The sequence below is a fragment of the Rhizobium sp. BK650 genome, from assembly GCF_014195325.1.
Taxonomy (GTDB): Bacteria; Pseudomonadota; Alphaproteobacteria; order Rhizobiales; family Rhizobiaceae; genus Rhizobium.
In genome coordinates this window covers 98,987-113,261 of record NZ_JACIBK010000015.1, presented here as the reverse complement: position 1 = coordinate 113,261, position 14,275 = coordinate 98,987, and the positions used below count along the sequence as shown (strand labels likewise).

12 protein-coding genes are annotated in these 14,275 nt (G+C 59.8%); 5 read left to right on the top strand and 7 right to left on the bottom strand.

Going from position 1 to position 14,275, the window contains the following annotated elements; genetic code table 11:
* Positions 1-20: 20 nt before the first annotated feature.
* The 5 genes from queE to FHX15_RS27430 form a co-directional block, all read right to left on the bottom strand.
* Positions 21-749, bottom strand: a complete 729-nt coding sequence (gene queE / locus FHX15_RS27450; protein ID WP_246779109.1) for a 7-carboxy-7-deazaguanine synthase QueE — start codon at positions 747-749, stop codon at positions 21-23.
* Positions 746-1,102, bottom strand: a complete 357-nt coding sequence (gene queD / locus FHX15_RS27445) for a 6-carboxytetrahydropterin synthase QueD (RefSeq protein ID WP_184401506.1) — start codon at positions 1,100-1,102, stop codon at positions 746-748. The genes queE and queD overlap by 4 nt, the downstream gene beginning before the upstream one ends.
* Positions 1,102-1,812: a 7-cyano-7-deazaguanine synthase QueC gene (gene queC / locus FHX15_RS27440; protein ID WP_184401505.1), complete on the bottom strand. Its 711-nt coding sequence runs from the start codon at positions 1,810-1,812 to the stop codon at positions 1,102-1,104. Before queC ends, queD begins: the two co-directional genes overlap by 1 nt.
* Positions 1,813-2,153: 341 nt before the next feature.
* The gene (locus FHX15_RS27435) at positions 2,154-3,068 is read right to left on the bottom strand and encodes a proline iminopeptidase-family hydrolase (protein ID WP_210290876.1); all 915 of its coding nucleotides are present in this window, start codon (positions 3,066-3,068) and stop codon (positions 2,154-2,156) included.
* Between the two features lie 53 nt (positions 3,069-3,121).
* Positions 3,122-3,904 carry a helix-turn-helix transcriptional regulator gene (locus tag FHX15_RS27430; RefSeq protein ID WP_184401503.1) on the bottom strand — a complete coding sequence of 261 codons (783 nt, stop codon included), beginning with the start codon at positions 3,902-3,904 and terminating at the stop codon, positions 3,122-3,124.
* 120 nt (positions 3,905-4,024) lie between these two features.
* Between FHX15_RS27430 and FHX15_RS27425 the strand changes: the two genes are divergently transcribed.
* From FHX15_RS27425 to FHX15_RS27405, 5 genes are read left to right on the top strand one after another with little or no spacing between them, the layout of a single operon-like run.
* Complete coding sequence (locus FHX15_RS27425; protein ID WP_184401502.1) at positions 4,025-4,915, top strand: proline iminopeptidase-family hydrolase; 891 nt, start codon at positions 4,025-4,027, stop codon at positions 4,913-4,915.
* A 51-nt stretch (positions 4,916-4,966) separates the two neighbouring features.
* Entirely contained in the window at positions 4,967-5,905 is a 939-nt protein-coding gene (locus FHX15_RS27420) for an ABC transporter permease (RefSeq protein WP_184401501.1), read from the top strand.
* Entirely contained in the window at positions 5,902-6,753 is an 852-nt protein-coding gene (locus tag FHX15_RS27415; RefSeq protein WP_184401500.1) for an ABC transporter permease, read from the top strand. Before FHX15_RS27420 ends, FHX15_RS27415 begins: the two co-directional genes overlap by 4 nt.
* Positions 6,750-8,459, top strand: coding sequence for a dipeptide ABC transporter ATP-binding protein (locus FHX15_RS27410; protein ID WP_184401499.1), 1,710 nt, complete (start codon positions 6,750-6,752; stop codon positions 8,457-8,459). Before FHX15_RS27415 ends, FHX15_RS27410 begins: the two co-directional genes overlap by 4 nt.
* 19 nt (positions 8,460-8,478) lie before the next feature.
* Positions 8,479-9,993, top strand: coding sequence for an ABC transporter substrate-binding protein (locus tag FHX15_RS27405; RefSeq protein WP_184401498.1), 1,515 nt, complete (start codon positions 8,479-8,481; stop codon positions 9,991-9,993).
* 73 nt (positions 9,994-10,066) lie between these two features.
* Here the strand turns inward: FHX15_RS27405 and FHX15_RS27400 are convergent, their stop codons facing one another.
* Together FHX15_RS27400 and FHX15_RS27395 are read right to left on the bottom strand one after the other, a co-directional pair.
* Complete coding sequence (locus FHX15_RS27400) at positions 10,067-10,597, bottom strand: winged helix DNA-binding protein (RefSeq protein ID WP_184401497.1); 531 nt, start codon at positions 10,595-10,597, stop codon at positions 10,067-10,069.
* Positions 10,590-14,258, bottom strand: coding sequence for a hydantoinase B/oxoprolinase family protein (locus tag FHX15_RS27395; protein ID WP_184401496.1), 3,669 nt, complete (start codon positions 14,256-14,258; stop codon positions 10,590-10,592). Before FHX15_RS27395 ends, FHX15_RS27400 begins: the two co-directional genes overlap by 8 nt.
* Positions 14,259-14,275: the final 17 nt, after the last annotated feature.

Below are 14,275 nucleotides of genomic sequence, written 5' to 3'. Positions count from 1 at the left end.
TTTAGCTGACGCCGATGGCATCAGACGCCACGCATGTTTCCCCAGAGGAGAACATGAAGCTGCGGGAGAACGCGCGCGTCAAACCACTTATCCTCGGTCACCCTTTCGACCAGCCATCGCATGCGCTGCAATATTCCTTCAAGATCGATCGGGTCCTTCTCTCCCGTTGGCGGCGTGTGGTTACCGGGCTGCAGGAACACGGGAAAGGCCTTGAAATTCTCTGCGACACATTTCGCAAAGGCATAGTCGGCTTCATCAAATATAACGATCTTCATTGCGATCCTGGGGCCATTGCCTGCCGCCGCCACGCAATCCTTCAATGCATTGAGGTCGAAGCTCATTTGGCTGGACGGAGGTTTCGGGCTGAGTATCAAGTGGTCCAGCGCTGCAAACCAGTCCTGGGCCATTGATCCCTGCGTTTCCAAGGCGAATTGATAGCTATCGCGTTTTCCGCGATCGATCAGCGATCCAAGCGGCTGGATCGCCGGGTTTCCACCCGAAAGGGAGATCGTCAGCGGACAGCCTTTGGACAACCGTTCTACTTCCGACCAGACCTCATCGACTGACATCGGCGTCCATTCATCGCGGTAGACGCTATCGACCGCGTGCAGGGTATCGCACCATTCGCAGCGATAGTCGCAGCCACCCGTCCGCACGAAAATAGTCGGAAGTCCTATGAGCGGGCCTTCTCCCTGGATCGTCGGTCCAAATATCTCGCTAACGCGGATCCGTGTTTCCTTTGTCGTCATGGGCGATATTCCGCCCATGTTTTCGCCGTCTCGCTGATCCTGACGGCGGAGGTCTCCGGCAGGCGCTGCTTGCACCAGTCATAAAAGTGTTTGGCAAGCCACTCAGACGTTACTCTGTCATGGCCCAAAACGTCGTTGAGGTGGCGATGGTCAAAAGTCTCGTCGATATACCGCTTGAGCGGGGAAAGTTCGTGATAATCGCGGACAAAACCATCCTCATTCAGTTCGGCGGCAGCAAGCTCGACCTCAACGATGTAGTTATGTCCGTGCAAACGCGCGCATTGGTGGTCATCGGGGAGGTGCGACAGTTGATGCGAGGCCGAAAAATGAAACTCCTTGGTGATTCGGTACATCACTTCGCCTCTTCTGCCTTGAAGGTGCTCGTCGCAGCAATCCAGAAGTCTGGATCTTCATAGGCGGTCGGATCTTCCACACCGGCGAGATGGAAGGCTTCACGACGCTCGACGCATGTTCCGCATCGTCCGCAATGGAGACGCCCACCCTTGTAGCAGGACCATGTCTCTTCAAACGGCGTTCCGTTCCTGGCGCCGTCGATGACGATATCGGCCTTCGCTGCGTTCACATATGGGGCAAGCAATCGAACATCGGCATATCCCTCAAGGGCATGCTGTTGCATGGCCTCGAACGCGGAAATGAATCCTGGCCGACAATCGGGATAGATGAAATGGTCTCCGCCATGGACCGCAATCGCCACGGCGTCCGCGTGACGAGCAGCAGCCAGTCCGAAGGCGATCGACAACATGATAGCGTTTCGGTTCGGAACGACCGTCGCCTTCATCGTTTCCTCGGCGTAGTGGCCGTCGGGAACCTGGACATTGTCCGTCAGCGCAGACCCCGTCAGATGTTTGCCGACATTGGCTATGTCGATGACGTCATGCGGGACATTGAGCCTTTGCGCGCAGAGTGCGGCAAATTCGAGCTCTTTGACGTGCCGTTGGCCGTAGTCGAAGGAGATGAGGCCGATGAGTTGCTTGTTCGCCGCCATCCTGTAAGCGAGCGAAATGGAATCAAGTCCGCCTGAGCAGACGACAAGTACTTTCATTTCGAGATCCCTTGTTTTGATGAACCGGGTGGGCTGCGACCGGTTTGCAGAAGCCGTACTAAACCTCTGGCCCCATCATGTCCAGCGAGTGCGACAATTCATGGTGATTGGCCCGATGGAGCCGTCGTGGCGCTCGTCAGATGTCCGCTGGAGCTCTTCACAGGCTTTCAGACGGAGGTGATAGCGATTGGCGAGGTGCAAACAGCAAGGTGAGCGTTCGCGGCAATGTCTCAGGTAAGGCCAGATGCGAGGGCCAGGAGACATGCCGAACCGCCTGCCTGGCCCCCTAGCTAGCGCGCGATGATGCCTTGTCCGATCACCTGAGGAAACAGCGATTGACCTCAATCGTATCTGGTGAGAAACGCCGAGACGATATCGAGGCAAAGTTCTTTTTCCTCGACATGCGGCATGTGGCTGGAGTTCTCGAACAGCACCCATTCGCAACCCTTCACGCGGTCGACATAGGGTTTGACCACGAGCGGGGTCGCCTCGTCATATTTGCCGGAGAGCACAAGCGTCGGCGCCTCGATCAGCGGCAGGCGATCCTCGATCGTCCAGTCCTTCATGGTGCCGATGACATGGAATTCCGTCGGGCCGTTCATGTTGCGATAGACGGTATTGTCTTCATCCATGGTCGAAAATGTGCGCGCGACTTCCGCAGGCCAAGGCACGACACGGCAAACATGCCGGTCATAGAACACGCGTGAGGCGGCGATATATTCAGGGTCTGTGATGGTGCCGGCCTGCTCATGTTTCAGAAGCGTATCCTGCACATCCCGCGGTAGCTCCTCGCGCAGGCGGTTTGCCTCTGCGACCCAGGTATGCATGTTGGCTGGCGAATTGGCGATCACCAGCGCTTTCAGGCCCTTGGGCTGGCGTACCGCATGTTCGGCGCCCAGCATGCCGCCCCAGGACTGGCCGAGGAAAGCATAGCGATCCTGGATTCCAAGATGCTCCAGAAGCGCATCCAGTTCTTCGAGGAAGAGCGCCGGCGTCCAGAAATCAGGCCCCTTTTCAGGCAAGCGGGTGGAATTGCCGTTACCGAGTTGATCGTAATGAATGACGGCGCGGCCATCGAGTTCGGCAATTCCCTTGAAGGAATCGACATAGTCATGCGTGCAGCCCGGGCCGCCGTGGGCGACGACAAGCGGCAGTTTTACCGCATCGAGCGAGCCGGTGATGCGATACCAAGTCTGGTATTCACGAAACGGCAGAAAACCTTCCTTCGTCGAAACTGCGGCCACTGATATCTCCATCCTATAGCGCGATGATGGAAACCATAACGTGGCTGAAAAGCCGAAGGCAGCTATCAGAAGTTATAGGATGGGCGCTCTTCCAGCAGCCGGTAATGCGTGGCCCGCACGACGGCCTGTGTGCGGTTACGGGCGCCAAGCTTCTTGGCAGCTGCATTGAGATGCATGACGACCGTCGGCACCGAACGATTGATGATGCGTGAAATCTCCTTGGCCGAGAGTCCTTCGGCGGAATAGCCAAGGCACTCCCGCTCCCGCTCGGTCAGCCGAATCTTGCCGACGCTCAGCGCATTTGCGTCGAAAAGCGAATAGGCAGCCTCGTGGAAGACATGGGCGAGCAGATTGAAGTCGGCGATGTAGCGCAGGGCGTGGTGTTCAAACCCGCTATCGGCGCCGAAGCGGATGCCCGTCACCGTCGCATAATCACCGCGCGGCATATGGACTGGCACCGTCACACCCGTCGACATATGACGCTCGTTCAGGAAGCGGGTAACCGGCGCCGTATCGTCGCTCATGAAGCGGTTGATCAGGGTGTCGGCGTCTCTGTCGTAGTTCCAGAAGAAAGGAGCCGATGTCCGCACGGCTACCTGCTGCACCGGGTCGATACGGAAATAGCCGCGGTCGAACCAATATTCCCGCATGTCCTCGCAGATGTTGCGCAGCTTCAAGAGCGACGGGATCATGATCCCCCCGTCGAGATCGTAGGGCACTGGCGTATAATCGTAGATCAAGGCTTCGAACCCGATCTCCTTCATGGCGGCAAAAACCTGATCGATGCGCCCGTCCAGCGTCTGATGCGCTGAGAATTGCCGTCTGATCGTTCCGATTGCGTCAAGCATGGCAGGCTCCCGGTGGTTCCCCACCTATCACTTCTTATAGCTGGCAAAGACTGAGGTTTACGGTAAAAATTTAGCCATGCCCAATTATTGAGCAAGCAAAATCTTCTGCCGGAGCGGTCAATGTGGCGTGAAATCGAGCCTGAGGCGCGACATGAAATCGAAGTCGACGGCTATAAGGTGGTTGCCTACAGCTTCGGAAGCGGCAATGAGACGGTTTTCTGCCTGAACGGCGGCCCCGGCCTGCCCTGCGATTATCTACGCGACGCCCATTCCTGCCTCATCGACAAGGGTTACCGCGTCGTTGCCTTCGATCAGCTCGGCACCGGCGCCTCAGACCGACCGACAGATGCATCGCTTTGGACCATCGGCCGCTATGTCGAGGAGACGGAGACCGTCCGCAAGACGCTCGGGCTCGGCAAGGTGCATTTGCTCGGCCATTCCTGGGGCGGGTGGCTGGCGATCGACTACGCGCTGACCTATCCGGAAAACCTGCAGACGCTGATCCTCGAAGATACCGTCGCCGATATGCCGCATCTGATCTCAGAACTCGAGCGGCTGCGCGCCGCCCTCGGGGCTGAAACGGTGGCGATGATGCAGAAGCACGAAGCCCAGGGCACCTACAATCATCCGGAATATCTTGCGGCCGTGACGATCCTGAATTATCGCCACGTCTGCCGCCTGCAGGAATGGCCATTACCCGTGCGCCGCTCGCTCGACGACTGGAACATGGGTCCTTACCAGACCATGCAGGGGCCCAACGAATTTCTCTATATCGGCAATCTGAAGGACTGGAACCGTATTCCCGACCTGCCGCGGATAAAGACGCCGGTACTGATCACGACAGGCGAACATGACGAGTTGACGCCGGCCTGCGCGCTGCGCATGAAACTGGCGTTGCCGGATGCCGAACTCAAGGTGTTCGCCAATGCCAGTCACATGCCGTTCTACGAAAATCCGCATGATTATTTTCCTGCATTGGTCGATTTTCTATCGCGGCACAGGGCAAGCTGATGCGAGGTAAGGTGATCGGAACCCGACGACGACAAGGGGGCGAGCGCCATCATGCATCGCTATAGGTTCATCCTGACCCGGCCGGTTCAATTTCTGCCGGTCATCTTCGGCATCAGTGTCATCACCTTCATTCTGGTACGACTGATCCCCGGCGATCCCGCCCGCAATATTCTCGGCACGCGCGCCACACCGACGGCACTTGCCAATATCCGTGCTCAATACGGCCTCGACCAGCCGATATGGCTGCAATATTTCTACTTCCTCAAAAACCTTGCGAACGGCGAAATGGGCAAGTCGATCCTCTACAAGATCGATGTCCTGCAACTGATCGCCACCCGCATCGAGCCGACGATCGCACTGGTGCTGACAAGCGTCATCCTGTCGATCCTGATCGCCGTGCCGATGTCGGCGATTGCCGCGCGCAACGCTGGCCGCGCGCCCGACCATGCGGTCCGTGTCATCTCCACATTCGGGATCGGCTTTCCGCCTTTCTGGCTCGGGCTCATGCTGATCATTCTGTTCAGCGTTGAACTCGGCGTCCTGCCGGTATCCGGCTACGGCACGACACTCACCGACAAACTCTCCCATCTCATCCTGCCGAGCCTGACGGTGGCACTGTCGCTATCGACTGTACTGACCCGCAGCCTGCGCTCCGCGATGATCGAATCCTTGAAATCTGACGTTGCGACGGCCGCCCGCGCCCGCGGCATGCCCGAAAGTATTGTCTTCTGGCGGCATGTGCTGCCCAATTCTCTTGTGCCGACCATCAATCTTCTCGCCGTCAACATAGGCTGGCTGATCGGCGGCACTGTCGTCGTCGAGAGCGTCTTTGCTCTGCCAGGGATGGGGCAGTTGCTGGTGCGCGCCATCTTCTCGCGCGACTATATGGTGGTCCAGGGCGTGGCCATGACATTCGCCTGTGCCACCGTGCTCGTCAATTTGATCGCCGACATCGTCACCGTCGCCGTCGATCCGCGGGTGAAGCTATGAGTCTCGAGACCTTTGCACCGTCCCCGGCCGCTTGGCGTCGTCTCATCAGCCGCCGCCCGACGCTCGGCATCGGCGCCGGCATCCTTCTGTTCTTTCTGCTTCTGGCAATGGCGGCGCCACTGGTCGCGCCCTTTGATCCGATCTTGCAGAATGCCGATGTGCGGCTGCAGGGACCATCATTTGCCCACCTCTTCGGTACGGACAATTTCGGCCGGGACATCCTGTCTCGCGTCATCTGGGGGGCGCGGATCGATCTGCAGATCGCCGTCATCGGCGTCATCTTCCCGTTCCTGATCGGCACGACGGTCGGCACCATCGCCGGCTTCTTCGGCGGCATCGTCGATGCGGCTTTCATGCGCCTCGTCGATATCATCCTCGCCTTTCCCTTCCTCGTCCTGATGCTATCGATCATCGCCATTCTCGGCCCCGGCCTCAGCAGCTTCTATATCGCCATGGCTCTGGTTGGATGGGTCTCCTATGCTCGCCTCATCCGCTCGCAGATGCTGATCTTAAAGAACAGCGACTATGCGGTTGCCGCCGTCAGTCTCGGCTTCAGCCGTTTCAGGATCATGTTCCGTCACCTGCTGCCGAATGCCATTGCCGGCTCCATCGTCTTTTCCATGTCGGATGCGACACTGGTACTGCTGAGCGGTGCCTCCGTCAGCTATCTCGGCCTCGGGGTGCAGCCGCCGATTGCCGAATGGGGCGTCATGGTCGCGGAAGGCCAGAGCTTCATCACAACGGCCTGGTGGATCACGCTTTTCCCCGGCCTTTCCATCGTCTGCCTCGCCTTCGGTTTCAGCATGCTGGGTGATGCGCTCGGCGAACTTCTCGGAGTTCACGAATGAGCGCGTCAGTACTTTCCGTCCGCGACCTGACGGTCAAGGTTCATCTCGATGGCGGCGCACGAACGCTGATCGATCACGTTTCGCTCGATCTTGCCAAGGGCGAAATCCTCGGCCTCGTCGGCGAAAGCGGGTCGGGCAAGAGCCTGCTCTGCCGCTCGCTCGTCCGGCTCTTGCCCTCTTCGCTGATCAAGATCGAAAGCGGCACCGTCCTGCTCGAAGGGCGGGATCTGACGACCGCAAGCGATACCGACATGCTCGAGGTTCGCGGTGGCGAGATCGGCATGATCTTTCAGAACCCGACGAGCCATCTCGATCCGGTCATGCGCATCGGCGACCAGATTTGCGAGGGCATCCGCTATCACCAGCGTCTCGGCGCCAAGGAAGCGCGGTCAGCGGCGATCGAGATCCTGACTCAGGTCGGCTTTCCTGATCCCGTGCGCCAGTATGACAGCTATCCGCACGAGTTTTCCGGCGGCATGCGCCAGCGTGCCATGATCGGCGTGGCGCTTTCCTGCAATCCGAAGGTCCTGATCGCTGACGAGCCGACGACCGCACTCGACGTGACGATCCAGGCGCAGATCCTGAAGCTTCTGCTGGAGATCCGCGACAAGCGTGGCCTGTCGATCATCCTCATCACCCACGATCTCGGCATCGTCGCGCAAACCTGCGACCGCATCGCCGTCATGCGCGCCGGCAAGCTGCTCGAACAGGGGCCAAAGCGCACTATCCTGTCCCGACCGCAGGACGCCTATACGATCAACCTGATCAACAGCCATCCTTCCATGCCGGACGAGGCAGCCGGACCGATCTCGGAAGCGGCACCATCCACGGTGCCGATCAAGCCACTTCTCGAAATCGATGACTTGCATGTGCGCTTCAAGGTCGGCGGCAGCCTGTTCGAGTCGAGTGCCAAGACCGTAAGCGCGGTTTCCGGTGTTAGCCTGCAGGTCATGCCGGGCGAAACCATCGGCATTGTCGGCGAATCCGGCAGCGGCAAAAGCACGCTTGCACGCGCCGTTCTCGGGCTGACGCCGATCTCTTCGGGCCATGTCTCTTTTAAGGGTATCGACCTCGCGCAGCAGCGGGCCGCCGGCCTGGCAAAGCTGCGGCGCGAGACGGCCATGGTCTTCCAGGACCCCTATAACGCGCTCAATCCACGGCTCACGATCGGCCAGACGCTTGCCGAAGTGCTGAAAGTGCAGGGCAAGGTGCCGGCCGCGACCATTTCGAAGCGGATCGGCGAGTTGCTAGATCTGGTCGGTCTGGAACGGGAGTTTGCCAATCGCAAGCCCCGCAGCATGAGCGGCGGACAGTGCCAGCGCGCAGGTATTGCCCGGGCGCTCGCCGTCGATCCGAAGCTCATCATCGCCGACGAATGTGTTGCCGCCCTCGACGTGACGATCCAGGCGCAGATCATCGCGCTCTTCCGGGAGCTCACCGCAAAGATGAACCTGGCGTTGATGTTCATCGCCCATGATCTCGCGATCGTGCGAAATCTCTGCGAACGCGTCGTCGTCATGTATCGCGGCGAGATCGTCGAGGAGGGCCGATCGGAGGAAGTCTTTGCGCGGCCGAAACATCCCTATACCGCGGCGCTGATTGCCGCCATTCCCAATATCGATCCGGACAAACCGCTTCTCGGCGGGGCAGGCTCCAGCGACGATTTTCAGTCGATGCCGGCCCAGTTCGTCAAACGCATGCCATAACAACGAAGGGAACGAACTCATGATCAGCAGATGGAAATCAATTGGACTTGCCGCCCTGTTGGCAGGCCTGACGCTCAGCGCATCCTATGCCGAGGCCGCCGGCGTGCTCACCATCGGGCGCCGCGAGGATTCGACGACATTCGATCCGATCAAGACGGCGCAGAACATCGACAACTGGGTTTTCTCCAACGTCTATGACGTGCTGATCCGCGTCGACAAGACCGGCACCAAGCTGGAGCCCGGCCTGGCTGAAAGCTGGACCGCCTCCGATGATGGCCTGACCTATGTCTTCAAGATCCGCGACGCGAAGTTCTCCGATGGCTCACCGTTGACGGCAGAAGACGCCGCCTACAGTCTGCTGCGTATCCGCGACGATCCGGCCTCGCTTTGGAGCGATTCCTACAAGGTGATCGATACCGCCGTCGCGACCGACCCGCATACGCTGACGATCAAGCTCAAGCACCCGTCGGCACCGTTCCTATCGACGCTGGCGCTGCCAAATGCCTCCGTCATATCCAAAGCAGCCATGGAATCCATGGGTGCAGAGGCCTATGGCGAAAAACCGATCGGCTCCGGTGCCTTTGCTGTTGAAGAATGGCGCCGCGGCGACCGTATCATCCTCAAGAAGAACCCGAATTTCTGGCAGGCGGACCGGGTGAAGCTCGACGGCGTCGAGTGGATCTCGGTGCCTGACGACAATACCCGTATGCTGAACGTGCAGGCCGGCCAGCTCGATGCTGCGATCTTCGTACCCTTTTCGCGTGTCGAGGAGCTGAAGAAGGATGCAAACCTCAACGTGCTTGCCGATGCCTCGACGCGCGAAGACCATCTTCTGATCAACCATGCGCATGGCGATCTGGGTAAGAAGGAAGTGCGCCAGGCCCTCGATTTGGCAATCGACAAGAAGGCGATCGTCGATGCCGTCACCTTCGGCCAGGGCACGGTTGCCAATTCCTATATCCCCAATGGCGCTCTCTATCACTACGCCGACAACCTGCAACGCCCCTACGATCCAGAAAAGGCAAAGAAGATGCTGGCCGACGCCGGCGTCTCTAACCTGACGCTCAACTACCTGATCCGCGCCGGCGACGAAGTCGATGAACAGACGGCCGTTCTCGTGCAGCAACAGCTTGCCAAGGCCGGCATTACCGCCAAACTCCAGAAGGTCGACCCAAGCCAGGAATGGGACATGACGGTTGCCGGCGATTACGACATTTCGGTCAACTACTGGACCAACGACATTCTCGACCCCGACCAGAAGACAACCTTCGTGCTCGGTCACGACTCCAACAACAACTACATGACGAACTACAAGAACGATGCGGTAAAGGATCTGGTTGCCAAGGCGCGCCTGGAGCTCGATCCGAAGAAGCGCGAACAGATGTATATCGACCTGCAGAAGATGGCTAAGGACGACGTCAACTGGATCGATCTCTATTACAGCCCCTACATCAACGTCGCGCGCAAGAACATCGACAACTTCTATCAGAATCCCCTCGGCCGCTTCTTCCTGGAAGATACCGTCAAAAACTGAGGACTTGATCGATGATGATGCTTCGCCGCAGAGTGGCGGAGCATCATCTTTCAGGAAAATGCGGTCAAATCCCTCACAGGGTTGCCGCCGACCTCGCCGCCTGCTCGTAGTAGCCTGAAAGGGCGCGCAGGTGGCCGGCGATATTGGAAAGATCGTCCTGCGAGAGGCCGGAAACATTCGTCGCCTCGACCAGCAGGCGCTCGCGGATTTCCGAATAGCGCCTCAATGCCTCCACGCCCTTGTCGGTGACTTGGATCACTTTCTCCTTGCCGGATTTTCCGGTCTCGACGAGCCCCGCCGCCTCAAGCTTCTTCACGGCGTAATTGGCGACATGCGTGTCCTCGATGTCGAGCACAAGGCAGAGATCGGACAAGGTCTTCGGCCGGTCGCGATGGCGGACCGAGTGGATGATCAGGATCTCGACCGGCGACAGGCCAGGCACGCCCGCCGCCGCCATGCAGCGCACCATCCAGCGATTGAAGGCATGCGAAAAGAGGATCGAACCGTATTCGAGTTCGGAGAGAGCGGGCGAGCTCCCGACCGCCAGATGAGCGGAGGATACGATCAGATTACGCTCAGGCTTCTGCTCCTGGCCGTCAGCCATCAAAGCCTCCATGACCAACATCGCCGCCAGGCACACCATATCCACCACCGGTAGGCGTCACGACGGTGAAGGCTTCGCCGGCCTCCAGCACCGTATGGGCAGCACCGCTCAGCTCATCGATCGTGCCGTCATTGCGACGGACGTAGTTGCGGCCGATTTGGCCCGGCTCGCCGCCTTTCAGACCAAAAGGCGCGACGCGGCGATGGCCGGAGAGGATGGCAAATTCGAGCTTTTCCAGCGTGCGGATCGTGCGCTGCGTGCCGTTGCCGGCATGCCACTGACCGTGACCGCCGGAATTCGGCCGGATATGGAAATCCTCGAGCACGACCGGGAAACGGCTCTCGAGGATTTCCGGATCGGTCAATCGCGAATTCGTCATGTGGGTATGCACGGCGTCCGCACCGTTAAAGCCGGGGCCAGCCGGAGCGCCGGAGCAGATCGTCTCGTAATATTGGTATTTGTCGTTCCCGAAAGTCAGGTTGTTCATCGTGCCCTGGGCTGCCGACATGGCGCCGACGGCGCCGATCAGGCAGTTGGTGACGGCCTGGCTGACTTCAACATTGCCCGCGACGACGGCCGCCGGATATTTGGGCGTCAGCATGGTGCCCTCGGGGATGACGATACGGATTGGCCGCAGGCAGCCGGCATTCATCGGAATGTCAGCCTCGACCAGCACGCGGAAGACATAGAGCACGGCAGCGCGGGTCACCGGTGCCGGTGCGTTGAAATTGTCAGGCCGCTGTTGCGACGTTCCGGTAAAATCGACCGTCGCCTCCCGTTTTTCCCGGTCGATCGAAATCTTGACGGCGATCTTGCAGCCCTGATCCATCTCATAGGAAAATTCGCCATCCGGCAGCCGGTCGAGGACGCGGCGAACACTTTCGGCAGCATTATCCTGCACATGGCCCATGTAAGCGTCGACCACGTCTTCGCCGAACAGCGCGATCATCTTCTTGAGCTCCGCGACGCCTTTTTCATTGGCGGCAACCTGCGCCTTCAAGTCGTTGAGATTCTGCGCCAGCGTGCGCACCGGATAACGTGCACCAGTCAGGAGATGGGCAAGGGCATCCTCACGGAGATGGCCGCGATCGAGCAGTTTGAAATTGTCGATATAGACGCCTTCCTCCTCGATATGCGTGGCCAGCGGCGACATCGAGCCTGGCGAAATACCGCCGATGTCGGCGTGGTGCCCGCGGCTTGCCACCCAGAAGCGGATGCGCGTTCCGGCATCGTCGAAGACCGGCGTGCAGACCGTGAGGTCAGGCAGATGCGTACCGCCATTATAGGGCGCGTTGATCAGGAAGACGTCGCCGGGATGAATGACCGGATTTTCGCGGATGGCGGTCGCCACCGACGCATCCATGGAACCGAGATGGACGGGCATATGCGGCGCATTGGCGACGAGATTGCCTTCCGCATCGAAAACGGCGCAGGAGAAATCCAGCCGTTCCTTGATGTTGACGGAATAGGCCGTGTTCTGCAGCGTCACCCCCATCTGCTCGGCGATCGACATGAAGAGATTGTTGAAGATCTCCAGCATGACCGGATCGGCCTTGGTGCCGATCGCCGTGCGTTCCGGCAGGGCCTTGATGCGGGTCAGCACGATATGATCGCGCCTCGTCAGCTTCGCCTGCCAGCCGTCTTCCACGACAATGGTCTGGTTTTGCTCGATGATGATGGCTGGACCGGTCACGGTCTGGCCGGGCAGAATATGATCGCGCAAAACCACCGCCGCATCATGACGGTCGCCCAGCGAATGGAAGGTGGTTCGCCGGATGGGCGAAGCCTCGCCCTCGCCCGCCTCACCGCGGTCGACATCGATTTCGGCCGCCGCACCACCGATGCATTCGACCTCGACGGCCTCCACGACCAGCGGCTTGTCCTCGGCAACGAAGCCGAAGCGGCGCTTGTGCAGCACTTCGAATTCCTTGCGAACGCGCACCGGATCATCATCCTGCGGGAACTGAGACTCGACGGCGAGCAGTGTATCAGTGCCGGCGTAGCGGATATGAGCGCGCAATACCGTCTTGATCTTGCCGGCCTCGACGCCCTGTGCCACCAGTTCCGGCTGGCACTCGCCCTGCAACTCCCTGCCGAGTAAGGCCATTGCTGCGGGTGCCGTCGCATCGAGCGGCAGGCCAAGTGCCTTTTGGCGTGTAGAGCGGATATCGGCAAGGCCCATGCCATAAGCCGATAGCAGACCGGACATGGGATGCAGGAGGATGCTCTTCATGCCGAGCGCATCGGCGACCAGGCAGGCATGCTGGCCGCCGGCGCCTCCGAAACAGTTGAGCGCATACCGCGTGACGTCATAGCCGCGCTGAACGGAGATCTTCTTGATCGCCTCGACCATGTTGGCAACGGCAATGCGGATGAACCCGTCCGCCACTTCTTCCGGGCTGCGCCCGTCACCGATCTCCGCTGCCAGTTCGGCAAACTTCTGCCGTACCGTGTCGACATCGGGCGGCTGATCCTGGTGCGGACCGAAGATCGCCGGGAAGAAATCCGGCAGCAGCTTGCCCGCCATGACATTGGCATCGGTCACCGCGAGCGGCCCGCCGTTGCGGTAGCAGGCCGGCCCCGGAAAGGCGCCGGCAGAGTCAGGCCCGACACGGAAGCGGCCGCTCTCGAAATGCAGGATCGAACCGCCGCCAGCCGCCACCGTGTGGATAAGCATCATCGGGGCGCGAACACGAACGCCGGCGACTTCCGTTTCAAAGGCACGCTCATATTCGCCATCGAAATGCGCAACGTCTGTCGAAGTGCCGCCCATGTCGAAGCCGATCACATGGCCGAAACCTGCCTGCTCGCCGGTCTTGGCAAGACCGACCACGCCGCCAGCCGGGCCGGACAGGATCGCGTCCTTGCCCTGAAACATATCGGCGGCCGTCAGGCCGCCCGACGACATCATGAACATGACGCGCGCACCGGTTCTTGCCACGTCAAGCTCATCCGACACCTGCCGCACGTAGCGGCCAAGCACAGGCGACAGATAGGCATCGACGACGGTCGTATCGCCGCGGCCGACGAGCTTGATCAGCGGCGAGACCTCATGGCTGACGGAGACCTGTTCAAAACCGATGGCGCGGGCAATGCGGGCAGCCGCGGCTTCATGCACGGGATATTTATAGGCATGCATGAAGACGATGGCGACGGCACGGTAGCCCTTGGCGCGAAGATCGCGAAGTGCTGCTTCGGTCGCAGCTTCATCGAGACTTGCCTCAATCGTACCGTCGGCGAGAACACGCTCGTCCAGCTCGACCACATCCTCGTAGAGCGCTTCCGGCTTGATGATCTCAGTGGCAAAGATCTTCTTGCGCTCCTGATAGCCGATGCGCAGCGCATCGCGGAAACCCTTCGTCGTCACCAGAGCCAGACGCTCGCCCTTCCGCTCCAGAAGGGCATTGGTAGCGACGGTGGTGCCCATGCGCACCTCGCCGATCAGCCCTGCCGGAATCGGTTCACCAGAGGTCAGGCCGAGATGCAGTCGTATCCCGTGAACGGCGGCGTCACGATAGGCTTCAGGGTTTTCGGACAATACTTTGCGGGCGTGCAGGGCGCCGGCGGGGTCGCGCCCGACGATATCGGTGAAGGTGCCTCCACGATCGATCCAGAAGTCCCAGCTACCAGCCGCCACGTTCGACAAAATCGCCTCCGCCATATGGTTTCGATATCAAT

Excerpts from the sequence above, each read along its gene's own strand:
- queE (WP_246779109.1), bottom strand. The coding sequence starts at position 749 with ATGACGACAAAGGAAACACGGATCCGCGTTAGCGAGATATTTGGACCG.
- queD (WP_184401506.1), bottom strand. The coding sequence starts at position 1,102 with ATGTACCGAATCACCAAGGAGTTTCATTTTTCGGCCTCGCATCAACTG.
- queC (WP_184401505.1), bottom strand. The coding sequence starts at position 1,812 with ATGAAAGTACTTGTCGTCTGCTCAGGCGGACTTGATTCCATTTCGCTC.
- FHX15_RS27435 (WP_210290876.1), bottom strand. The coding sequence starts at position 3,068 with ATGGAGATATCAGTGGCCGCAGTTTCGACGAAGGAAGGTTTTCTGCCG.
- FHX15_RS27430 (WP_184401503.1), bottom strand. The coding sequence starts at position 3,904 with ATGCTTGACGCAATCGGAACGATCAGACGGCAATTCTCAGCGCATCAG.
- FHX15_RS27425 (WP_184401502.1), top strand. The coding sequence starts at position 4,025 with ATGTGGCGTGAAATCGAGCCTGAGGCGCGACATGAAATCGAAGTCGAC.
- FHX15_RS27420 (WP_184401501.1), top strand. The coding sequence starts at position 4,967 with ATGCATCGCTATAGGTTCATCCTGACCCGGCCGGTTCAATTTCTGCCG.
- FHX15_RS27415 (WP_184401500.1), top strand. The coding sequence starts at position 5,902 with ATGAGTCTCGAGACCTTTGCACCGTCCCCGGCCGCTTGGCGTCGTCTC.
- FHX15_RS27410 (WP_184401499.1), top strand. The coding sequence starts at position 6,750 with ATGAGCGCGTCAGTACTTTCCGTCCGCGACCTGACGGTCAAGGTTCAT.
- FHX15_RS27405 (WP_184401498.1), top strand. The coding sequence starts at position 8,479 with ATGATCAGCAGATGGAAATCAATTGGACTTGCCGCCCTGTTGGCAGGC.
- FHX15_RS27400 (WP_184401497.1), bottom strand. The coding sequence starts at position 10,597 with ATGGCTGACGGCCAGGAGCAGAAGCCTGAGCGTAATCTGATCGTATCC.
- FHX15_RS27395 (WP_184401496.1), bottom strand. The coding sequence starts at position 14,258 with ATGGCGGAGGCGATTTTGTCGAACGTGGCGGCTGGTAGCTGGGACTTC.